Source organism: Microcoleus sp. Pol12A5, assembly GCF_036701435.1.
GTDB lineage: Bacteria > Cyanobacteriota > Cyanobacteriia > Cyanobacteriales > Microcoleaceae > Microcoleus.
Genome location: NZ_JAUBQU010000020.1, coordinates 48,530 through 72,406 on the forward strand (window position 1 = coordinate 48,530; position 23,877 = coordinate 72,406).

The 23,877-nt window shown below is 43.4% G+C and carries 17 protein-coding genes and 2 pseudogenes; 7 read left to right on the forward strand and 12 right to left on the reverse strand.

The genetic code is table 11. From position 1 onward, the window contains the following. Positions 1-92: 92 nt before the first annotated feature. A complete protein-coding gene (locus QUA45_RS08095; protein WP_333220199.1) occupies positions 93-1,991 on the reverse strand; it encodes a BamA/TamA family outer membrane protein in 1,899 nt (632 codons plus the stop codon). A 152-nt stretch (positions 1,992-2,143) separates the two neighbouring features. Beyond that, entirely contained in the window at positions 2,144-2,344 is a 201-nt protein-coding gene (locus tag QUA45_RS08100) for a hypothetical protein (protein WP_242720238.1), read from the reverse strand. 82 nt (positions 2,345-2,426) lie between these two features. Here QUA45_RS08100 and QUA45_RS08105 point away from each other — a divergent pair, with 82 nt between their 5' ends. Next, positions 2,427-3,023 carry an alpha/beta hydrolase gene (locus tag QUA45_RS08105; RefSeq protein WP_333099469.1) on the forward strand — a complete coding sequence of 199 codons (597 nt, stop codon included), beginning with the start codon at positions 2,427-2,429 and terminating at the stop codon, positions 3,021-3,023. Between the two features lie 436 nt (positions 3,024-3,459). Beyond that, a complete protein-coding gene (locus tag QUA45_RS08110) occupies positions 3,460-4,941 on the forward strand; it encodes an ATP-binding protein (protein ID WP_333099468.1) in 1,482 nt (493 codons plus the stop codon). A 123-nt stretch (positions 4,942-5,064) separates the two neighbouring features. Here QUA45_RS08110 and QUA45_RS08115 read toward each other — a convergent pair whose 3' ends face one another. The 4 genes from QUA45_RS08115 to QUA45_RS08130 all read right to left on the reverse strand — a co-directional run bounded on the left by QUA45_RS08115 (position 5,065) and on the right by QUA45_RS08130 (position 9,661). Beyond that, positions 5,065-5,418 (reverse strand): slr1659 superfamily regulator, encoded by a 354-nt coding sequence (locus QUA45_RS08115; protein WP_333099467.1) that lies wholly within the window; start codon positions 5,416-5,418, stop codon positions 5,065-5,067. Positions 5,419-5,484: 66 nt separating this feature from the next. Then, entirely contained in the window at positions 5,485-6,093 is a 609-nt protein-coding gene (locus QUA45_RS08120) for a DUF6272 family protein (RefSeq protein WP_333220213.1), read from the reverse strand. 31 nt (positions 6,094-6,124) lie between these two features. Next, positions 6,125-7,360, reverse strand: a complete 1,236-nt coding sequence (locus QUA45_RS08125; RefSeq protein WP_333099465.1) for an adenylate/guanylate cyclase domain-containing protein — start codon at positions 7,358-7,360, stop codon at positions 6,125-6,127. A gap of 156 nt (positions 7,361-7,516) precedes the next feature. Continuing rightward, the gene (locus QUA45_RS08130) at positions 7,517-9,661 is read right to left on the reverse strand and encodes a SpoIIE family protein phosphatase (RefSeq protein ID WP_333220201.1); all 2,145 of its coding nucleotides are present in this window, start codon (positions 9,659-9,661) and stop codon (positions 7,517-7,519) included. A gap of 175 nt (positions 9,662-9,836) precedes the next feature. Between QUA45_RS08130 and QUA45_RS08135 the strand changes: the two genes are divergently transcribed. Then, the gene (locus QUA45_RS08135; protein WP_333099463.1) at positions 9,837-10,196 is read left to right on the forward strand and encodes a VOC family protein; all 360 of its coding nucleotides are present in this window, start codon (positions 9,837-9,839) and stop codon (positions 10,194-10,196) included. Between the two features lie 3 nt (positions 10,197-10,199). Continuing rightward, positions 10,200-11,480, forward strand: a complete 1,281-nt coding sequence (locus QUA45_RS08140; RefSeq protein ID WP_333099461.1) for a recombinase family protein — start codon at positions 10,200-10,202, stop codon at positions 11,478-11,480. A gap of 49 nt (positions 11,481-11,529) precedes the next feature. On the opposite strand, the gene QUA45_RS08145 is transcribed toward QUA45_RS08140, so the two are convergent. From QUA45_RS08145 to QUA45_RS08155, 3 genes are all read right to left on the reverse strand, one after another. Further along, complete coding sequence (locus QUA45_RS08145) at positions 11,530-12,747, reverse strand: adenylate/guanylate cyclase domain-containing protein (RefSeq protein ID WP_333099488.1); 1,218 nt, start codon at positions 12,745-12,747, stop codon at positions 11,530-11,532. A 194-nt stretch (positions 12,748-12,941) separates the two neighbouring features. Beyond that, positions 12,942-16,625, reverse strand: a complete 3,684-nt coding sequence (locus QUA45_RS08150) for a GAF domain-containing protein (RefSeq protein WP_333220203.1) — start codon at positions 16,623-16,625, stop codon at positions 12,942-12,944. A gap of 106 nt (positions 16,626-16,731) precedes the next feature. Next, entirely contained in the window at positions 16,732-18,285 is a 1,554-nt protein-coding gene (locus QUA45_RS08155; RefSeq protein WP_333220205.1) for an ATP-binding protein, read from the reverse strand. Positions 18,286-18,935: 650 nt separating this feature from the next. On the opposite strand from QUA45_RS08155, the gene QUA45_RS08160 reads away from it, so the two are divergent. Then, entirely contained in the window at positions 18,936-20,258 is a 1,323-nt protein-coding gene (locus tag QUA45_RS08160; RefSeq protein WP_333220207.1) for an AAA-like domain-containing protein, read from the forward strand. Here the strand turns inward: QUA45_RS08160 and QUA45_RS08165 are convergent, their stop codons facing one another. Next, positions 20,259-20,885, reverse strand: coding sequence for a Uma2 family endonuclease (locus QUA45_RS08165; protein WP_333220209.1), 627 nt, complete (start codon positions 20,883-20,885; stop codon positions 20,259-20,261). It lies immediately after the preceding gene. A 235-nt stretch (positions 20,886-21,120) separates the two neighbouring features. On the opposite strand from QUA45_RS08165, the pseudogene QUA45_RS08170 reads away from it, so the two are divergent. After that, positions 21,121-21,714: pseudogene (locus QUA45_RS08170) on the forward strand (AAA-like domain-containing protein); the annotation flags it as partial. Between the two features lie 123 nt (positions 21,715-21,837). Here the strand turns inward: QUA45_RS08170 and QUA45_RS08175 are convergent. Together QUA45_RS08175 and QUA45_RS29140 are read right to left on the reverse strand one after the other, a co-directional pair. Then, positions 21,838-22,752, reverse strand: coding sequence for an NF038130 family PEP-CTERM protein (locus QUA45_RS08175; RefSeq protein WP_333099456.1), 915 nt, complete (start codon positions 22,750-22,752; stop codon positions 21,838-21,840). A gap of 155 nt (positions 22,753-22,907) precedes the next feature. Further along, positions 22,908-23,191 (reverse strand): annotated as a pseudogene (locus QUA45_RS29140) (IS701 family transposase); the annotation flags it as partial. 207 nt (positions 23,192-23,398) lie between these two features. Between QUA45_RS29140 and QUA45_RS08180 the strand changes: the two are divergent. Beyond that, positions 23,399-23,877 (forward strand): AAA-like domain-containing protein (locus QUA45_RS08180; RefSeq protein ID WP_333220211.1); only part of this gene is annotated, 479 nt, incomplete at its 3' end.

Below are 23,877 nucleotides of genomic sequence, written 5' to 3' on the forward strand. Positions count from 1 at the left end.
GGTTTGATGATACCCTGCCAACGGCTTTGGCGGCAATTGAGTCGCGCAGAATCTGTTTAAGATTGCGGTTTAACCGATCTGTTGTACTACTGTTAAAATCGTTGTTTTGTACCGAGTATAAATTTGAGGTCGCCAGAGTCGCTAACACCCACATCTAAGCGAATTAATCCAAAGCGCGATCGCACCCTCACACCCACGCCAACACCTGCCCCCGTCCCCGGTTTGTCCCTGACTACCGCCGGTTTTCCGAGTACGCTATCTCCCGTTCCCAAATCCGACGCAAAATCAACAAATATTACGCCGCCCACATCCTGACCCACAGGAAACCGATATTCACCGGAAGCCAAAAAATAACTCCGGCCGCTGCCAATATCCCCGCCATCGTAACCCCGCACAGAATTGCGACCGCCGAGGCGAAAAGCTTCCGTTGGTGGCAAATCCCCGATTACCGTCCCCGCTTGCAAGTTAAAAGCCAGCATTTCGGGCAAGGCTTCGGACTCGCTGATGCCCAACAAACTTACTGGCACATACTGTATATAATTCGCTAACAGCCTGTTACTCACAATGTTTCCTCGTCCCAGAGGTATTGACTGCTCGGTGCTGAGGCTGAGAATCGAGCCTCGGATTGGGCTGAAGGGATTGTCCCGCCGATCGAGCACCGCACCAAAAGAAACAGTGTATAACTCGTCAACGCCGCTGCCGCTGAATGAGAGAGGATTGCCGAGTTCGTCGCGGCGGGCGATATTTAAGTTGCGATCGCGCGTGCTGATATTTGTATAATTCAGTCCCAAAGTCGATTGCCAATCGCCCAAAGGTCTGGTAAACCTGAGATTTCCCCCCATCCGAATTTCCCGAACTCGGTTCCCGTTGGTCAAATCAATATCTTTGTTGAAAATTTCCGATATTCTGCGATCGCCAAAAGCTCTCACACTGTATCCCAAACGGTCTTCGGCGACAACGTAAGGGCTGACAAACTCGACATCGTACTGGATACCTCGGAGGCTGGGTTCAAGTTCCACCGCTAGCCGCTGCGGGTTGGTGCCGAAAGTTCGATCGGTATAGGAAAGAGGAACAGCAACGCCAACATCATCACTAAGACTGGCACTCACGCTAAAAGAGCGAGCCGAGCGCTCTTGAACGTTGTAGATTACATTAACATCCGTGCCAACTTCTTCAATCGAAACCGTAACCTTGTCAAACAATCCCAATTGCTGCAATTGCTGTAAATCCGATCGTACAACTTCCCGGCTGTAGTTATCCCCCGCCTTGAGTTTGAGCTCACCTCGGATAAAATCTTCCGAAATTCTGCCCTCAACCGGATTCCCTTTTTTATCAACAGCTTCGCCTCGGGAATTGACAAAGCGAATTTTCACCTCTGCAACGTAAACGCCTTCAGCATTGCCCGCTTGACTGATTTGTAGAGCACCGCCTAGCTGTCTGGCGTTGCTGTTTACTGCTTCGGGGATTTCGGCGTTGGCCGCGATCGTCGCTGGAGTTTTTAACAGAGATGTAAAATCTTTATTGTGGCTGGACTTGAGAGAGGGCGATTCCCTAGGGGATAGCTGCGCCGCGCGTACTTCTGGAGAAGCTGCGAGCTCATCGGATGCCGGCAAATCCCGCACAGTTGGGTTCACCTCATCCGATTGGTTACTATTTAAGACTGGAACCGATAACAAATGTCGCTTGTCATCAAGTCTAGATCCCCCTAAATCCCCCTTAATAAAGGGGACTTTGAGCATATTTCTTGTCCCCCCCTTATTAAGGGCAGTTAGGGGGGATCTAGACTTCGCTACAAACAACAGAGATGGTCGGTTTGACGTTAAGTTGTCACCAATGACCTCATCCTCCTCTCTCTGCGCCCTCTGCGCCTCTGCGGTTCCCTCTCTAAACTCCGCCTCAGTCGGTGCGGCACTCGGATCGATCGCCCGCGCTGCCAATTCACCGCCAGCCAGCGCCGCCAAAGTCAAAAATGCAATAATCGAAATTCGCATAAAAATAAAATTCAAGCACACCCAACGCATATTACCCAAAACCGGGCCCCCTGCATAATTAGCCGAAAAGAAACCCGGCATTTTTGAAGATGCCGGGTTTCTGGGATGCTGAAATTTGGGAAAGTTCGATCGCGGGCGATCGTAAAATTTGTTTAAAGAGTTTGTCGAGAAACTCGTTTCTCAAAATGAGCCTGAGTCTGCTGCAACAGTTGTTCGCGACTGTCCTTAGCGGTGGTAATGGTAGGGAGCAAGTTGCGAGCTTGTAACGTCATGTGAAGCTGTAGGTGTGCTACGTACTCACTGACATCTTCGCGAAGAGAGCAAGCCGGGTACTGTTTTAAAGTAGAGTTCAAAGTGTTCTCCTGCTTTGAGTTTGCAGTATTTTCTAATAATCATAGAGAGTATCACGGTCTATTTCTAATTGTGTACTCCGTAATGAAGTTTAACCTTTGGACTGCTGTTTTGTTACAATGGTTTACAAAGATTTCTTACCTCTCAGGAGTCGATCCCCATGCAGTCTCAAGCATTTCTAAGACAAAATCACATTTAAGTACATTTGTCAATAGCACCACCCAAACAGCAGCCTACCTCGACATCCGGTGCGGCCGACCCTTATTGATGCTGCACGGTTTCTTTGGAGAAAAGACTTGCTGGCTGCCATTAATTGAGTTATTGCAATCTCAGTTTCGGTGCATCAGTTTAGATATGTTAGGTTTTCCAGAATCCAGCCAACCAGAAATCGGCTATGACGTAGCTGTAGAAGTTGATTTTGTCCGGCAAGTTGTAGAACAACTACATATCGAACCATGCTGCATCATCGGACATTCTTTTGGCGGTTGGGTAGCATCTGCATATTCCCTCCAATATCCTAATTCTGTTAGCAGTTTAGTGTTAGCAGCGCCAGCGGGAATTCGGGACGATAGTTTTTGCGGTCAATACGATGCTTTGCGGCCGCTGTTGTGGGAAAGCCCAGCCGTGGATTGGGTCTTGCAGTTGGCAAAACCTTTTGCTAGTTTAGCGGGAAAAAGTTAGAAATTGCAGTAAATTTCATGGTGGCGCAAGGAGTTAATGTTTCAACCAGTAGCAAGGTCATTTTTTATGAGCTGGATGCGGCCGGGAGATGCAGTTGATACAGTAGAAAAAAAATTACAAATTTCAAATTCGTACCTTAGTAATCGCCGCAGATAGTGACAAAACAATTCCTCTATGCCACGGTGAAACCTACGCTAACGAGATACCGGGGCCGAGTTAGCAATTGTTCCCAATTCTACTCACGGGTTGCCACAAACTGAAGCTCAAATTATGGCGAAGTTGATTTGTAAAATTTTGAATAATTAAGAAAAACTGTGCAAGAAGCCGAATCCTAAAAGTTGTGATAAGCTACCAATTCAAGATAATTGTGTTTTAGTATACTACTTTAGTAAGAAATACAGAATATATTGTTTAGTGTCTTGTACACTTTTTTCTTATGACTCTTAAATCTTGTGTCAGCACGAGCTACAGACATTTAGTTGAGTCGGGGATATTACCAATGGCGGCAATGAGGAACTATTTTAATCTGGAAGAAATTACGACAGCCAGAAAAATTAGTGCTGCGGTAATTAATATCAGCGGCCGTCAGCGAATGCTTTCGCAACGAACGGCTTTTTTTTGCATGAGGTTAGTTTGTTCTCAGGATGACCTAGAAAAAGCCCAACTGCGGGGAAATTTGTTAGAGGCGATCGAGCTTATGGAAAAATCGCACCGCGACTTAATTAATATTGGCAGCAGCGTCAACTTAGTGAGTCCCCCTTCAGCCGCCCTCAAGGCAATGTATTTTGAGCCGCCACTGTATTTAGACAAACAAGTGCGCGCATATATCGATCGAATAAAAGCATTGGTCCAAGTTCCCGATGCCGAACTCATGCTGGAAAACCCCCACCTGCTGTATATTGTCGAAGCAGCGGGCGGCGACTTGCTAGAAGCTTTCGATGCCGTGGTGAGTCAATACCAGCAAGAAAGCGAAATCGAACAATTTGAAATCGACCTTAAACAGGTTCAACTTTATCAAGAAAGTTGTGCTGCTACCTCGAAAGCGGAAGCTCAAGCAGCCCAGCTCGATCGCGCACTATGCGAACTAAAACAAACTCAAGCTCAACTCCTCCACAGCGAAAAAATGTCTTCGCTGGGGGCGCTAATGGCTAGTATCGTCCACGAAATTAATAACCCAGTTAGTTTTATTTACGGCAACTTGAGCCATGCCGCAATTTATACTCAAGATTTGCTGCACCTGCTGTGTCTCTATCAAGAATGCTATCCCAATCCCTGTCCCGAAATCACAGCTAAAATCGAAGAGATAGATCTTGATTTTCTCGTTGAAGACTTGCCTAAAGTTATCTCTTCCATGCAAATGGGTTCCAATCGCATTCGCGAAATTGTCAAATCTATGGGCAACTTTTCGCGAACCGATAACAGTAACATGACCCTGTGCGATTTGCACGACAGCATTGACAGCACCGTGTTAATTTTGCGAAACCGTCTAAATTCTCAAATAGACCGTCGCGACATTCAAGTAATTAAAAATTATGGAAAATTGCCTCCTGTAGAATGTTATTCAGGACAGCTAAATCAAGTATTTATGAATCTAATTACCAACGCGATCGATGCTTTGGACGAGATATCACAAAATCAGCCCTATGCTGCGCTAAAAATTTTGATCGCCACAGAATTAGCTGGGCCCGATCGCGTGAGAGTGCGGATTGCTGACACGGGAACCGGAATGGCACCACAGATAAAAGAGCGAATGTTCGAGCAGTTTTTCACCACCAAGGAAATTGGTAAAGGTACCGGTTTAGGATTGTCTATTGTCTACAAAATCTTAGTAGAAAATCACCGAGGATCGCTCCGGTGCGAGTCGGAACCCTCCAAGGGAACCGAGTTTATCATTGAACTCCCGATACAGCAAACTTAAGCAATTTACTAAATCCAAATTGATTTATGTTAACTGTGTGTGGCACGGGCGTCCCGCCTGTGTTAACCGTGTGTGGCACGGGCGTCCCGCCTGTGTTAACTGTAATTAAAATTTACACATATCCTACTCTAATTCGAGCTTCAAAGTTGGCAACAGCTTTTCTAAATTTCTAAGAGATTTCTGTTGCCAAGGAATATCATTTGAACCCAATACCACAAGTTGAATCGTTTTCTTTTTCCTGACGCTAATCACAAATTTAGACAGCATACTGATACCAGAACTGTTAACAAATTCCAATTGTTTTAGGCTCAAGGTAATAGTAGGCGGTTCGCCATTAGCGACCTCATCTAACAATTCGGCTATTGGTGCATACTCTGCTGGACCGCTCAGGCTGAGTTCGCCTTGGAAAGTGACAGTGACTGATTCTGGATCGTACTGAATGGTGTAATCTTCACCTTTAATTTCATGAATGCCCATTGTGATTTTGTTTCCTGACTAAAATATTGCGATCGCACAAGAGAGTAAATATTGAAAGGCTAGGAACTAGACCCTAATTTGAACCACAGTCGTAACAATGATGGTATCACTATCTGGCCGGGGCTCGAATTTCCAACCTATCTTAGCTGAATAGTCATTAATCATCGTCAGCAAGCCCAATCCCGAAGTATCGCTTTCGGATTCCGCATTTTTTTCAAGCTGCTGCAAATAAAGTTCATTTGGATCGGAATCCATAATTTCTTCAATAAACTCCTTCAACTTATTCGCCCCTTCTGGATTGACACTATTACTGGCAAAAATTACCGCTATTACCTCTGTTTCCCCAATAAAGTGTATGCCAAATTTGACTTTGTAATTGATATCATCCTTATTAAATTTTATCGCATTTTCTAAGAGTTCGTTGGCGACGTAGCTGACAGCTCCCTTGCTTTGTTTGATCCGTTTCTCGCTGCTAGCATCCTCCTCATCCACCGGTAGAAAGCTAGACAAATAATCGGCTACAAAATGAGCTGAAAGCCTGTTGTTGCGCCAGCGCTGTTTGATCGGGCGAGAACTGGGAGTAAATGTAAGTTCTAGGGAGTCGTGTTCAGGAGGAAATTCTTCAATGAATTCACCAAAGATTTGTGTCATTGTTTTTAAGCTTCCAGATGTCATGATTTTTTTCGCTCCAATTGATGTATTCATATCACTTTTTGGTGAATTTCCACACGCCATTCCAGTTAGCAGGAATACTATTTCTTAACAGCGATTGGAGGCGTTTTATGTAAAGTTGACTGGGCTTGTCATCTGGATTTAGCGCTACAATCTGTTCAAAAAAAACTATGGCCTTAGCAAAATTTCCCTGACAATATTCTTGGAGTCCCTCCTCAAATATAGGCAAGGTTTGAATTTTGAGCGATCGCACTGGTTCTACTTCAACATCTAACACCTCACAAACTGTAATGGCTTCTTGTCTACCTTTGACAATAGCCCGATCCAAAAAACGGATATGATACTTTTCAGGTTGACTCAAACGTTGTACCACATCTCCAGAAATTAATAAAGATACGCCATAATACTTAGTCAAACCTTCCAGACGAGCGGTGAGATTGACATGATCTGAGAGCGCATCTGCTTGCATCCGATTCGCGTCTCCAATAATCCCAACCATCGTATCACCCACATGGATACCAATGCCAATCTTCAGCGGTATATCCCCATTTATTTTACGGCTTTGATTGTATTTGTGCAACTGCTCCAATTTCACAATTCCTGCCTGAATAGCATCATCCACGCCATCAGGAAAAACTGCCATGACTCCATCTCCAATATACTTGACAATAAAACCGTTGTGCTTGCGAATTTCGGGACTAATTTGCTGTAAATAGTTATTGATGAAGTCAAAGTTTTCTTGAGGAGTCATTTGCTCCGCCATCGTGGTGAACGAACGCATATCGGAAAACATAATTGCCATCTCTTTGCTCACGTGATCTCCAAGCTGGAAATCAACCATGCTCTGCTTGCCGAGAAATTGGAGAAATTCATCGGGAACAAAACGTCCGTAAGCCTGCAAAAGTTTCTCTAATTCTTGTTCCCGCGCTTTCACCGTTTGCACCATATGCGAGAATACCTGTGCCAGTTCTCCCAGTGCATCACTGCGCGCTGCCACATCTGACAATATATCGGGTTGAAAACTATTGTTTTTTACAGCAATAGCTGCATCTATAACCTTTTTTACCTGTTCGATGTAAGTCTGCATCTCTCGGTTTTTATGACGGATCTGGTTTTCCAGATCCGTGGAGTGTTGCGTGACAATTTCTACTAAGGTTTCATAGCTGTTTTTTTCATCCTCTACTTCCTCAAGTTTTTCGCTCAACTCCTGGAGCTGGTTATGGAGTTCTTCTGGAGATTTAGATAATGCTAAATTTATTTGTGGTTTCATAATTTATACTTCTGAATCTGGAAGCGCCAAGTTGTTTGACTTCCTCGCTGTAAATTATTATAACTTACAGGCGCGGAACTCGAAATCTTGTTTCTGCTTCGATGCTTGATTACTAAATCCAAGACCCATGGTAGAAACCGGGTTGACGACCGTCAATCATAAATTATGCACAATATTGCCCTGTTGCTTCAATACTAGCAAAGTAATGTCATCAAATACCTTTTGTTCTCCAATAAATTTTCGCAAATCAGCGATGGTGGCTTCCTTGATTTGTTCGGCGCTCAAATGCCAGTTTTGAGAAACCACTTCACAGAGTCTTTCGATACCGTAGAATTTTTTGTGTATGTTTCTAGCTTCGGGGATGCCGTCAGTATAAAGCACCACGCCGTCCCCCGGCTCTAAGTCTACTAAAACATGGCTAATCCAATCAGAAATATCCTCATCTAAGGCGAGCGGAAATCCTAAATCTATGGTGTCTATCCGCTGGATTTGACCACCTTTCCGGACCACTAGAGTTTCCTCATGTTGACCGCTGATACTAATTGTGCTATCGGCGTAGTGGAGCAAAGCTAGGGTCATATTTTTGTCGGAGTTCATGCGCTGGACATTTTTATAAATAGTGCGGTTGAGGGTATCTAAAAAACGCACCGGATCGGATTCTTGCATTTCCTGAAGAGTGCGGACAGCAGCTTGAGTCATCACCATCAAAATACCGCTTTCTAATCCGTGTCCGGTGACATCACCAATGCAAATCGTGACAACCCCGTTAGTACAAAGTACGTCGTAGTAATCACCACCTACTTCCGAGGCTGGCTCCATAAATCCGGCAATATCTAAATCTTCAATCGCTGCGAGTTCAGCAGGTTTTGGCAGAATCAACTGCTGCATTTGTTTGAGCATATCGAGTTCGGAACTCATGCGGAGGTTTTCCGCTTTCAGGCGCTGGTTGAGAGTGGCAATTTGTTTAGTGGCTGTGGCGAGTTCAGAGGTACGTTCTTTGACTTTATCTTCTAGCGTTTCAAAGGATTCTTGCTGTTGTCTCGCCATGCTGTTAAAAGAATTTCTTAAGGTTTCAATTTCCCAAATTCGACTGGAATCAACGTTCTGGTTAAGAGCGCCACCTGCTAGATATTCTGAAGCTCGAGCAATTTGATTCAGGGGGCGAGTAATCCAGCTAGCGGTGAAAATACCCACTCCAACAGAGACAATTAGAGCCACAATACACAGCAAGATGGTCTGGCGAGTGTTAGCATAAATTTGCGCCATAAAGTCGGCTTCAGGAACTACTACTACAATCAGCCAATTGAGACCGTACTTGTCAGTTAGCGGAGAAACTTGGATAAATTGCCGCTCACCGTTTAGCTTAAAGTCAAGTTGAACAGTTTGATGGATGTCTTCCAAACGCTTGAAGCGATCGAGCAGATAAACCACACTTTTACGCATCAATGGGTTGCTGCTTTCCTGTGCTTTGATCCGCTTTGTATCTTTGCCTTTTCCCAGCGACAGAGGCTGTTCTTTAAGCGAGGTGGCTATTAACTCCCCCTGGGGTTCAATGATAAATACTTGACCGGAATTACCCACCCTTAAGGTTTGCAGGAAGTGACGAATTTGATCGAGTCCCATCTGGCAAGTCAGCACGCCAATTAGTTTCCCTTCGCCATCATAATAGGGTAGACTCGCATTAATTTGCAGCGTACCGTAACCAAAATTAATATAAACTTCACTCCAAGCTGCCTGTTTTTTCTCAACAACAACTCGGTAAAAAGGGCGCGTGCGAACGTCATAATTGGGCGTAGTTTTGTCAATTTTTGTGGGGTTCCCATTATCGTCAAGGTTGTAATATATCAAGTCGCCACCCCCGGAAACCAGTTGCTGGGCAAGCTGAGGTTGTTCAAGTCCAACCAGCCGATTTACCCAACCCACACGCAGGTACTGACCTTTTTCGTTGGCAATTCCCGCGTGACCGATCGAATTAAATTGCAGAACTTGTTTCCAAAAATAGGGTCGTGCTTGCTCCAAATCGTCAAAGTTCAACACCCCCAAAGGTACAGCATCCTGATTGATCTGATTCACCAATGGCGGAGCTTCCAGATAGGTTTGAACACGTTCGTAAACTCTCGCACTCACTTCGTGCCGCAACTGACTAACAATATCGTTGACTATCTGCTCTCCGTTTCTGTAAGAGAGATATCCAACGCAGCCAACAGCAGCCAAAATTTGGAGAACAAAGGGAACTACTAAGACATTGCGGAGACGGAATTTGCCCGATCTGGAGACGATCGCACTTTTTTGAGAAACCATTGTTAAAAACACTCCCAGCGGGCAGTTTTTTGTTACAAGACTTGATAATGGATATATTAAGAGCGACTCACAATGTTATCATATCAAAAACTAAACCAACATCAAAAAATCTTCGATCATCAGCGCTCATTTGCCTCCATCAGCGGTTACAATCAAAAAATAAATACTCAAAAAAATGCAAATTACTAACTCCCTCCACAGCGCCCTACTCATCTCCAACCTAGAAAAATCCCAACACTTTTACAGCACCGTACTAAGACTGCAAAAAATCGATCGAGACTTAAAATTTCCCGGAATCTGGTATCAAATCGGAGACTTCCAGCTCCACCTAATTTTAGCAGCCACAATTATCCCAGATGCCGTAGACCATGCTAAATGGGGACGCAACCGACATCTAGCGTTTTCTGTTGCTAACTTAGAGGCTGCCAAACAGCAGTTAATCGCTCACAATTGCCAGTTTCAAATGAGCGCGTCAGGTCGATCGGCATTATTTACCCAAGATCCCGACGGCAACATCATCGAACTCAGCGAGTAACAGATGAAAATCATCGCTTATTCTTACACCGAACCGCTACTCGAAACAGCACCCGCACCGGAAATTTGGGGTCAAGAAGTCGATCGCACCTATCAAGACTTAGGAGGGCGACAACAACTGCAACAACTCCTAAAAGACTGCGAAACAGAACCAGTCAAATACCTGTTAATTCAGCGTTTTGAAGAACTCGGCGACACCGTACAGCAAGTGTGTTCGCACCTCGCCCAACTCGAAAACCTCGGCGTCGAAATCATCGTACAAGCAGAAACAGAACCGCGAAACCGCAAAAACTTGCTGCAAATCCTCGCAGAAATCCAGCGCAGCCAACACAGCCGGAGTATTCGCAAAGGACACGCCCGCAACCGCATCAAATCCCGGATTCCACCGGGTAAGGCTCCCTACGGCTACCGGCGCGGCAAAGATTGTTATACGATCGATAAATCCACCGCCCCCACCGTCAAAGACTTTTTTGAACACTTTTTAATTTACGGTTCCTTGCGAGGTTCCGTGCGGTATTTAGCCAAGAAATACAACAAGAAAATCTCTGTAAGCACCGGCCGCCGCTGGCTGACAAATCCCGCCTACCGAGGCGATTTGGAATATCAAAGCAGCCAAGTAATTTCTAATACCCACGTCCCGATTATTTCCAGAGAAGAAGCAGCCCAAATAGACAGGTTACTGCGCCGCAACCGCTGCCTTTCTCCTCGCAGCGCTAGCGCCCCACGTTCCCTCGCCGGTTTAGCAATTTGTGCAGAATGCAAATCGCCCATGACAGTTGCCAAAGTCACCTCCTACCGCCAAGAAAAAGAATACCTTTATTTGCGACCGATTAACTGTCCAAAACAACCTAAATGTAGCGGCCTTTCCTACGATGAAGTATTGCAATTAACCATCGCCGGTATTTGTCGGGATTTACCCGCTGCTGTTGCTGGATTGCAAATGCCGAATATGAATGGAATTAAAGCAGGAATTGTCAGGGCGATCGCATCGAAACAAGAAATTATAGAGCAACTTCCCGCCCTGATTGAAAGCGGCATATTAGACACCGAAACGGCAGAGTTTAGAGCCTACAAAATCCGCACCGAAATTGCCGAACTGCAAAGCAAATTGGCTCAACTACCCCCAGTAAATTTGCGAGAAACTGCCCAAACTGTTTCCCTGCCGCAATTTTGGCTCGATTTATCAGAATCAGAACGCAGGTTTTACTTTCGAGAATTTATCGATCGCATTGAAATCGTCCGGGAAAATACAAATTGGAAACTGCAAATTATTTTCATTTTTTAAGAATTAGCTCGACGTTTATTTATAGCTCCTGGGTTAGATGTCCAACTTCTTAAATAAGTGGAGTATTTGGGTACTCTATTAGTTCGCTAGGAGTGGACTTCGTTTGACAAGCATCGGTTTCTACCGCTGGATTATCTGGTTTACCTTTTAGCCAATAGACGCTCATCTCTCCTTTTCCTTTAATCGTAATCGCACCTCTTTCCTCAAATAAATACCGCTCTTTTAACAGTTCGTAAATAGCCGTAGTAACTTGAATATATCCCGGTAATCCTTGACATTCCATCCGAGAAGCAACATTAACAGTATCTCCCCACAAGTCATAGATAAATTTTTTAGTACCAATTACGCCAGCAACTACTGGCCCTGTATGAATGCCAATCCGAATTTGAAATGGTTCGCCTCTGTCAGTTTGAAAATCAGCGATCGCTTCCTGCATATCCAAGGCCATATTCGCGATCGCTTCTGCATGATCTGCCCTCGGCACCGGCAACCCCCCCGCTACCATATAAGCATCTCCAATTGTTTTAATTTTTTCCAAACCGTGTTTTTCAGTTAGTTGGTCAAACCTGGAAAAAATTTGGTTCAATACATTTACCAATTCTAGAGGTAACATTCTAGCAGCAATAGACGTAAAATCGACAATATCGGCAAAAAGAACTGTTGCTGAATCAAACCTCTGGGCAGGAGAACCCTCGCCCTTTTTCAAATTTTCAACAATCGCTGCTGGTAAAATATTCAGCAATAAATGATCCGACTTTGTTTGAGCAAGCCGTAAAGCTAGCTCCACCCCCTGCCGCTCTTTAATTTCATTTTGCAAACGATCGACAAGTTCTTGGAATTGCTTCGTTTGCTGTTGAAGTAACTGTTGTTGAGTTTGAATAGTTAACTGATTTGCCACTCGTGCCAATACTTCTTTACCGTGAAAAGGTTTAGTAATGTAGTCAACTGCTCCCACATCAAAGGCTTTCACCTTATCTACAACGTCATCTAAGGCGCTTAAGAAAATCACGGGAATGGAACTGGTTTTTGGTGAAGCTTTCAAATTTGCACATACCTCATATCCATTCATATCTGGCATCATCACGTCCAGCAAAATTAGGGTCGGCGGAAACTCTTGCACTGTAGCGATCGCCCTTTGTCCGTTCAGCGCTTTACGAACCTGATACCCTTGTTCGGTCAAGATTGTAGATAAAAGCCGCACATTATCGGGCTTATCATCAACTACTAAAATGTTGGCTTGGATTGTAGGATATTGATGGCTGTCCATGCGATCACTCACGGTAGTTTGTCAAGATAAAAGATATTAACACTTAAGAAGTTTCCCTCAAAAACACGAAGAAGTATAAATTCCGCTTTGCTCTCCTAAAAAAAGATTGCAAGGAGACGCTATTGCGGCTTAATGTTAGGTCTTTTTTAAATGAAATAGGCTCCTAAGTTTAGATTACTTGAAAACAGGTGTTTTCACACCGTCGCAACTGCTGACTGCGCTATATCTATAATGTCGTCAAATAGGAAATCCTGCACCAAAGTAGTTAAATATTGTGCTGCAAAATCAAATTCGCTCGGCATTTCCTCAATCAACTTGAGAATTTTATCGTCGCAACATTCATGAGCAGCATGAGATATCTTTTCTACCCACTCAATAGGCATTTGACCGAGTTGTGACTCTACCGATTGATTGCTAGTCCCTCCGCTAATTTTGATTTCATTTTCTTGTGGTGGTGCATCAACAGATTCCTCGTAAATGTAACGCACTCCTAAAAGTTCTTCCATTTTCGCAAATAATATCTTTGCATCGAAGGGTTTACGCATGAAATCATCGCAGCCTGCTCCTAAAATAGTTTGTCGTTCCTCTTCAAAAGCGCTAGCAGTAAGAGCAACTATTACAGTTTGTTTTCCGAGAGGATGAGCTTTAATTTTTCTGGTGGCTTCATAGCCATCCATGACAGGCATCTGCATATCCATCCAGATCAGGTGCGGTTGCCAATCCTTCCATACAGCAATAGCTTCTTCACCATCTCTAGCTTCTCGCACGAGGATGCCTAGTGGTGACAATAATCTCTCTATGACTAGGCAGTTATCGGCGCGATCGTCAACAACCAAAATCCGGTATTCTGGTTGATTCGGTGCTAAACCAATTACTTTTTTCTGCGGTTTAAGGATTTTAATCTCGCTGGGAGTGGCAAGGCTGATTTGAATATCAAATGCAAACTTACTTCCCAACTCAGGTGTACTGTTGACAGTAATATCTCCTCCCATCATTTGTACAAATTTGCGGCTAATTGGTAAACCTAACCCCGTCCCCTGTTGAGATTTTTGACCTGTTTTTGTTTGCTCAAAGGGTTCAAATAACTTATTCATCTCTTCTGGGGCAATGCCAAGACCAGTATCTTCAATTTCAAACTGAAGGCGTAAAAATTCCGCACGAAGGTCATTCGCGTCTACACAACTAAAGTTCGTCAAGCTTTCGGACTGATTAAAACCAGTGCACCATCCGGTTTTTTTTGGTATAGCTGTGGTTTCAACCGCTAAGCTTTCGGAATGTTCACAACCCGCGCCAGCCAGTTTTGTTTGTGTGTCCCCAAACTCTGCGTTTTCAGATCTCAAACTTTCTTGTACCTGATTTTTTACTCGCAAAGTAACACTACCCATATCTGTAAACTTGATCGCATTTCCTACAAGATTAATCAAAATTTGCCGCAATTTACCTTCATCTCCCGTAACAAAGTGTGGTACGCCGTCACCCACTTCCAAATTTAGCTGCAATTTCTTAGATTTAGCTTTTAATCTAAACATTTCTTCTAAGGTTTTTAGCAACCGCATTAAATTAAAACTGCTTTCATTAAGCTGACTTCTGCCCGCTTCAATTTTGGACATTTCCAAAATGTCATTAATTAGAGCAAGCAAGTGTTCACCTGCGCGATTAATAATTTCTAGGTGCTGTTGGTGTTGATTGTTGAGAGATGAATCGCGCACCATCACCTGGCTAAATCCGAGAATGGCATTCAGGGGAGTCCGCAATTCGTGGCTCATAGAAGAAAGAAATTCGCTCTTGGCGCGGTTAGCTGTATCCGCAGCTACAACAGCTTTTTGTAAAGCTGTTTCTGCTAATCTGCGATCGGCAATTTCTGTTTTGGCTTGTTCAAAAAGGGTAGATTGCTGGATCGCAATTGCTAGCTGCACTGAAATTTGCTGGAGAGACTCTATCTCAGAAGAGGTCCAATGCCTGTAACTGCGGCAGTGATGAGCAATTAGTAGCCCCCATAGTTTTTCACCTTGCAAAATGGGAACCACGAGGTTAGCTTTAATTTCCAACTCGCTCAGTAAATTAACGTGGCACTCTGAAAGACCTGCCGTATAAATATTGTCGATCGCGCGCAGGTGTCCCTCCTCGTAAACAGAGACGTAGTGTTCTCGAAAACAAGGGTCATTAATGTCAATCCCCAAAATCGGCATCGTACCTACAGATACTGACTCGACGGCTATAAATCCACTCCAATCTGGGTTAAAGCGGTAAATAACTGTTCTATCAGTTGACAAAAACTGCCGGATTTCTTCCACAGCCATTGTCATTACTTCTTCGACGTTAAGAGAGGAGCGAATCCGCTCTTGAATAGCATTCACGAGCCGCTCTCTTTTTACTCGTTGCTGCAAAGCTGCTTCCGCCTGTTTGCGAGCAGTAATATCTACTCCATAACCCACGCACTCCACAGGTATGCCAGCAGAATTTTTGACTAACTTGATCTCATCGTAAATCCAGCGATAACTACCGTCTTTGTGCCGTTCGCGGTATTCGTAGGAAATCGATTCTTTTTCCAATATCTGAGCGTATGAAGTAGCAACAATTTCTCGATCTTCTGGATGAACTAGGCTATGCCAATCAAGGGAACCATCAAGAAATTCTTGCGCTTCGTAACCAATCATTGAAACAATATTATCGCTGACAAATGTTACGTCATAATTTCCCCCTAATCTGCAGCTAAAAATCACCGCCGGAGTAGTCGCCAGTAAATATTGCAAGCGTTCGGTGACAGAACGCAAGTTTAACTCCGCTTGCTTGCGATCGCGAGCTTGCATTGCTAAAGCTGCGATCTGCGCCACATAGCTAGCGAAGCTTTGTTCGTCGAGCGTCCAATTCCTGGTCGTTCCCTGATGTTCTAAACAAATTACACCCGCAATTTGTCCTTGATGGGTAATAGGAACATCTAGCATCGACGAGATGTTTAAAGGCGTCAAATAAGATTCGCTAAATTCTCGGGTGCGGGGATCGGTTTTGGCATCAACTGCTGCGATCGCCTGTTGTGTATTCAAAGCTTGGAAATAGCTAGGATAGTCAGCAACTTTCAGTTCTGCACCCGCGGTGTGTTGATTGGGAGTCAGTTCGTAAATATCCGCACAGCATATTGCGGATTTATCTTCCTGATAAAACCAAATACTTGCCCGATCGACATTCAGGGTACGAGTTGCCATTTGCGTAATCTCTCTCAACGCCTCGCCGATATTTCCCTCGTAGATACTAGAATTTTTTGCTAATTCTAGCAAACCATTTTGTTGTTCTGTTAACCTAGTTTCTCGTTCGCGTAAAGCGGATTCAGCGGCTATTCTTTCTCTTATTTCTGCTTCTAAATGACCATTAATTTCTGTCAACTGTACGGTGCGCTCTTGGACTTTAATTTCTAAATCATCATAAGCGTAGCGCAACGCTAATTCTGCATCTTCACGCACAGCAATCTCAGTCTGCAACTTGCGATTTATGGCCTCTAATTCTTGCGGGGTTTTTAAAGACAAAAACTGGGGTAATAGTGTTACCATCGAGGCCGCCGTGAAGCAGGAAACAAGTGCAGTAATTCCTTTTTCAATCCCCGACAGCCAATAAGCGGAATGCCACAACGTCCAAATGTCTAGCAAGTGACCCGTGCCGCACAGAATAATAAATGCACCAAATAAAGCAAATATTCCTAAAAAAGGAACATCGCGCCGCTTGAAGATAAAATAAATTAGCATCGCCGGAATTGAATAGTAGGCGATCGCGATTAAAAAGTCCCCAGTTACGTGCAGCCACACTAAAGGCGTTTGCCAAAGATAGCAATGACCGTGAGGCATATACTGAGTTGGGGAAAAAATATTTTTGAGTGCTTCCCACATAATACTTGTTATTGGCAGATAATAGGGATTTGATGAGGCCTAAAGTTAGGCAAAAAATAAAAGAAACCCAAAGTTGTAGCTGGATTCAGCATTATTTATTAACGCCTTAACTCAGCTTGTTCATAACAGCTTGCTTCTGAAATAGGTGGTGCTCGCCAAATTGCGATCGCAAAGGAATTTCAATGATAAACTCAGTACCTCTCCCAACCTCGGAAGTGCAGCGCAAATAACCTTCATGGGCTTGAATAATCTGATAAGCAATTGCCAAACCCAGCCCGGTACCAGCACCGATAGGTTTCGTCGTATAAAATGGATCGTAAATTTTAGCGATCGCATCATAATCTATGCCAGTGCCATTATCAGCAATGTGAATCTGCACCCACTTGCCATCAACTAAAAGCGTGCGGATGCGAATTTTTAGCAGTGGGCAATGGGGGTTTTGTAAGTCGTCACCGAAATTATTTTCCCAATAGCCGTTGGTCGAATATCCCTGCTGGACAATCTGTTCTAAAGCATCAATAGCATTAGAACAAATGTTCATAAATACTTGGTTAAGCTGTCCAGCGTAGCATTCCAATTTAGGCAAATCTCCATACTCTTTAATCACTTGGATAGGCGGACGGTTTGGTTGTTCTTTCAAGCGGTGCTGCAAAATCATTAAAGTGCTATCGAGTCCTTCATGAATATTTACCTTTTTCATGTCGGCTTCGTCTAACCGGGAAAAAGTTCGTAAAGATTTAACAATTTCCCTAATTCGCTCTGCTCCTATTTTGATCGAACCAAAAAGTTTTTGCAGGTCTTTTAAAATAAAATCGAGTTCGATAGTGTGAATCTTGTCTGCAATTTCCGGCGCAGGAGTGGGGTAATAAACTTGATAAGCCTTAATCAATGCCAAAATATCTTTAATGTATTCCTCCGCCGGAATCAGATTGCCATAAATGAAGTTAACAGGGTTATTGATTTCGTGAGCAACCCCAGCTACCATTTGCCCCAAAGACGACATTTTTTCAGTTTGCACGAGTTGAGCTTGAGCGCCTTTAAGCTGTTGCAGAGCGTTCTCTAGCTGCAGAGTTTGTTCTCGCAGTTTAGCTTCCGAGTGCCGCAATGAATTTTCAGCCAAAGAGCGATCGCGATTTTCCTGTTGCAAAAGTTCATTAGCAACTTCTAAAGCCATCGTCCTCTCCATCACCCGTTTTTCCAATTCTAGCATTAATTCCGAGAGTGCTTCTTGAGCTTGTTTGCGCTCGCCAATCTCATTTTGTAAAGCTAAATTTGCCACCGCCAATTGATCTGGACTGGGGATAGCCAAGATTTTTGGGATTAGTTCAACCAGCACTACTGCTGTAGATAGCGAAATCAGCGCTGTAATCCCTTTAAGAAAACCAGAAAACCAATAATTAGGATGCCACAGCGTCCATATTTCGATAATATGGGTAATCCCGCAGCAGATAATAAAAGAGCTAAACAGCATGAAAACCCAGTCAAAAGGCACATCTTTCCGCTTTTTGACAATATAAATCAGCGTGAACGGTATCAAAAAATAAGCGACGGCTATCAAGCCATCGGACAAAACGTGTAGCCCCACTAATCCCGGCTTCCACAAGTAGCAATGACCGTGAGGAATAAAATAATTTGAAAACATTTCATGAACCATTTCCATCAAATTAACTCGGTTATTTGCTAAGATTTTTTAAACGTGGTTACAGGAGAATTTGAAAAACTGCTGGCCCAAAAAGAAGAATTAGAGTTTCAAACTTAACACTTGTGATGAGTAGATACAGCAAGATGAAACTCGTGTTAATTAACTTAACATCAATCGACTCAGCCTTAGCAAGGTCAACTGTCACATTTTTAATTCTGCCTTCACTACCAACTGTGACACCGGCATGACATTTTAGCCAAGGATCAAGAAAAACTGAGCGCAGATTCCTTTCCAGTAGGAGCGCCAGCGCCCATTGAAATTAGGTTATACCACTCAGCGATCAGTCTGGCAACGGGGCAATCACCAGATTTAACGGATGTCACGGATTTAACTTAACGAAGAAAACCATTCTCAACAACCTGTAGAGGTGGGTTAACTCTTGTACCCTTGAAAAGTGCACACAGGTTAAATACACCCCCCCCCACCCCGCGAGGGAATTCTTTATTGATAGTGCTACTCTTCGCGGGAGAATTAACCAATGTCACCAATTACCCCGTGAGAAATGTCCCGACAGGAGCCTGTCGCAATCCAATAGGCGATCGCTCTCAGCTTTACCGTCAATCATAAGTGATAATATCAACGATACACTTATATGGTTATTGCCAGTTATGACGATAGATGAGGTATTACAGCTAATTCGTGTGCGATTACAAAAAGATTTATATCCAGTACAAGAAATCATACTCCGCCAAGTTTGGGAAGGCAAGACTTATACAAGTATCGCATCGGTCTCTCATTACGGAGAGCATTACCTGAGAAACATCGCTTCATCCTTGTGGCAATCTCTCTCTCAAATCTTGCAGACATCTATTAGCAAATCAAATTTTCGCTCTTGTGTAGAATCACATTCCCTGACCGCAGAGGAACAAGAATTAATTGAAGCATTTACCCGCAGCAAATGCCTAGCAACACCTTTAGAATTTCCCGGCTCTCCCGTACCCCTGGATTCGCCATTTTATATCCCTCACCCGCTAATTGAAGAACTCGCTTATCGAGAGATTGCCAAACCAGGAAGTGTGCTGCGGATTAAAGCTCCCAGGAAGATGGGAAAAAGTTCCCTTCTGCTACGCATTTTAGAGCGCGCGACTTCTCTTGACTATCGAACTGTAAGTTTAGATTTTCAGCAAGCCGAGGAAGCTGTCTTAGCCAATATCAATAAATTTTTACGCTGGTTTTGTGCCAACATCAGCCGTAACCTAGAATTACCACCTCTATTAGATGATTATTGGGATGAAGACATGGGTAGCAAAGTAAGCTGTACCATCTATTTGCAACAATATGTATTAGCACAAATAAGTACCCCTCTTGTGTTAGCTTTAAATGAAGTAAATATAATTTTTGAATATCCAAAAATTGCCCGAGAATTTTTGCCTCTGCTGCGAAGCTGGCATGAAGAAGCAAAGCGGATTGAAACTTTGGGAAAACTGCGGTTAATCGTTCTTCACTCCACAGAAATTTATATTCCTTTAAAGCTCACTGAATCGCCTTTTAATGTCGGTTTACCGCTGCAATTGCCCTATTTTACAGAAGAGCAGATACTTGCTTTAGCGCAGCGTCACGGAGTGGATTGGACAGATAGCCTGGATGCCGAGCGACTGATGGCAATGGTGGGGGGACATCCTTATCTGGTGCGGCTAGCTTTTTACCACCTCTGTTACAACAGTGTAACGCTAGATCAGCTACTACAAGAAGCTCCCACAATAGCGGGAATTTATAAAGATTACTTGCGGAATTTTTGGGTAACATTGCAAGAGTATCCCGAACTCGCGGTTGCACTTAAACAAGTGGTAAAATCGGAACACGGAGTGGAATTAGATCCGATAGTGGCTGCTAAATTATTGAGTATGGGGCTGATTCATATCAATAACAACCGCTGTACGCTAAGCTGCGAGTTGTACCGCCTGTATTTTGGTTCGCACAACTTTATTTAGTTATTGCCCCACCTGAAAAATTTGTTCTGCCGTTAAGTTTAAATCCGGGAAAGCAAGCGATCGCACCACATCATCACCTCTAAACTGATTAACTATATACTCACCGTCAACCAATTGGTTTACGTAAATAGTTGGTTGCTTGGGGTTGCCAATATATCTTCTGCCACCTAAACCTAAATAATCGACAATCCAGTATTCATGAATTGCCAATTTTTCATATTCTGCTAAATTTATTAAGTAGTCATTTGGCCAATTCGTACTCACGATTTCGATGACTAAACGGATATTTTCACCTCTGGTAATAGTCGAGCGCTTTTTCCACATTGGTTCCGTTTCAATTTGTTGCCAATCTAATACCATCACATCTGGGCTGTAGCCAGACTTATCAGAATCAATAGCCTTAATAATTCCTTGTCGGGGAATGAAATAGGGCAAAGTCAAACGTTTAATTTCTACTCCCACTTCAATGGCAAGTAAGCCCCCTACTTTTTCGTGAGTTCCAGTTGCTTGGATTTCTATAACAGTTTCATCCTGTAGTTCAAAGCGACCTTCACCCTCTGGATACCAGTCCAGAAACTCGTCTAGGGTCATTTGTTTAGATTGGGTCGGTTGTTCTTGAACGAGCATATTGATTCTCCTTGTTTGCTGTTAATTTCAATGTTAATATAAATTAAAAAGATTAGGCGATTTATATTGTAAAATAACTTCCACTCGTTACTTGGTCAATATTATTTTTAAATAAAATACTCTAAAAACGTAACTTTTAAGGAGGGATTATAATTAAGTAGGGAGGGTGACAAACATTAAGGATCGGACTACCTCTTTTTATAAACTTTCACCTTTCAACCCACCCATCAACCGCATGACCCAAGTAACATACCAAATTGGTGGCAGTCTCGCCAGTGATGCGCCTACATACGTAGTGCCACAAGCCGATTCCGAACTTTATGAAGCCTTAAAACTCGGCGAGTTTTGCTACGTCCTCAACTCCCGACAAATGGGCAAATCTTCCCTTCTCGTTCGCACCTTCCATAGATTGCAAGCAGAGGGATTTCAATGCAGTACGATCGACATGACCCCTATGGGCAGCGAAAACATTACTCCCTTACAGTGGTATAAAGGAATCGTTGGGGATTTAAAGCGTGGCTTTTATCTTTTAGGGTAATTTAACTTGAAAACCTAGTGGGAAGAACAAGAAGAAGTTTCTCTCCCGCAAAGATTGAGTCAATTTATTGAAGACATATTATCAGCGAGATTTCCGGAGGAGCGAATTTTTATATTTGTCGATGAAATTGATAGTATTTTAAGTTTATATTTTCCAGTTGATGACTTTTTTGCCTTGATTTGTTATTGTTACAACCAACGCGCCATTAATCCAGAATACAATCGAAATACCTTCGCGATTTTCGGGGTAGCTACGCCCCGCGATTTAATAGTAGATAAAAATCGCACTCCTTCAGTCTATGGCTTAACCGCCAAGGCGGTTGCTATAAAAAAGCCGCAGGTAAATGCAGATGAAAAGTTCATAATCTGCGTTGAACTGCGGTTTCACAACAAAAAGGAGCTTAGTAAAAAAAATTTAGGAGATTTTGGTCCGCTTGCGCTTAGCCGCCAACAAACCACTCGCGCCAAGAGCAAGTCCTAACATCGTGGTGGGTTCTGGTACTGGTTGGACTGTGAGTTCGTAGTTGCCGTTGTGAGAAATTCCGTCGTCTGCTGCTGTAAGTCCCGACCCAGTGGCGTTAAAGCTGTACTTGTATTGAGTCACGCCGCCGTAGGTCACTTTGATAACTTCGCTCGCTTGTAGCGGTTTGGTGCCCAATATCCCCACGACACTAGACGGTAGGGATTTTAGTAATAGTGTTTTTGCATCGAAGTGACCGGCTAAGCCAATCTTAATATCACTGGTAGCGGTGTCCTGATTCACATAAGAAACGTTGGAGTCACTGAATCGTTGGAAGACGCCTGCATTTAAACCGGTATTGTAGATGGTTGAACCGAATAGACTAATCACGCTGCTGAACCCGTTAGCAGCAAAGACATCCTTAAACCATCTGTTAGCGAGGTTATCTGCCCCATAACTGGTGTCATAGGTACCTTTTTTGGTTGTAAACCAGTCTGCTCCATTCAGGCTGCTGAGGATAAGATTCATGCCGAAGAGGGAGCCGGTCAAGCTCGTAATGGGAGCTGTCTTGAAATTGGTAAGACCGACAGAAGAAAAGGGAGTCGTGTACAAGCTCGTTTCGCTATTGGCAAACAGTTCGACGTTCCCACCAGGGCTCGCCGCGGAACCTTCTAATACAGTGGATAAAGAGGCTGAGTCGTCGCGAACCGTTTGATTACCAACTTGTTTGTAGAGCAAGTAGTCAGTGCCGGCTGTTCCAGAGACAGTAGGGTTTGTTAAAGAGGCAGCAAAAGATGAGGCCGCTGTGATTGCGCTCATGCTAGCCACTAATGAAGTGCTCATTAAAAATTTCCACGCTGCCTTTGCCATAATAATACCTCCGAGGGATGACTGTTTGTCTGTTATATTTGTAACTCTCTTTTGGGTGTAATTATGTAAAGGTTGGGCTAATTTTTGGTGGGGAAAATGTAAAGATTAGGTAAATCTAGGACTTAAGGATTGACAAAAAACATTATCTATGCGTTCTACATCGTGCCATCACTGCTAAGGTTCGCAAAAATATACTCACGGACAACTAAAGTGAACAGATTTCTTTGGACTTCATACCAATTGCTAATTATCTTTTTAGAGCGCATCAACTCCAATTTGATAAAGGCGTGAAGTGAGGAAAATATGTGAGTCTCGATCGCGAAGGTGTCTCTCACAATGAACCGACAAATTGCACATACTTGTTTGAGGGCTATATGAAAGTTTCAATGCCCCAATGAACATCGTGAATGGTGATAAATTCACTTCGACTTGTCTCTTTTCTCTTTAAGCTTGGACGGCTAGGGCAGATATTAAATATAATTTAAAATATAATTTGTCTAGTCTTATTTTTTAAAGTCTTTCCTAAACAACTTTATAAATTAAAATTATTTTAGGCGAGTCATTGATCGTTCAGATTCAATTTCCAAAGTGCTTATATGGTAATATTTTCCGGCTCATTTTACACGATAACAATTAAATATCAACTATGAAAGATTACTCTTACCAAATTGGTGGCAGTCTCACAACTGATGCGCCTACCTATGTCCAACGACAAGCAGATATCGAACTTTATGAAGCCTTAAAACTCGGCGAGTTTTGCTACGTTCTCAATTCCCGGCAAATGGGCAAATCTTCCCTTCTCGTTCGCACCCTGCACCGACTGCAAGCCGAAGGGTTTCAGTGCAGTACGATCGACATGACCCGCATCGGCAGCGAAAACATTACTCCCTTACAGTGGTACAAAGGAATTGTTGGGGATTTGTGGCGCAGTTTCCATCTTGTAGGAAAAGTCAATTTAAAAACCTGGTGGCAAGAACAAGAAGAAGTTTCTCTCCTGCAAAGATTGAGTCAATTTATTGAAGAGGTATTATTAGCAAGATTTCCTAACGAGCGAATTTTTATATTTGTCGATGAGATTGATAGTATTTTAAGCTTAGATTTTCCCGTCGATGACTTTTTCGCCTT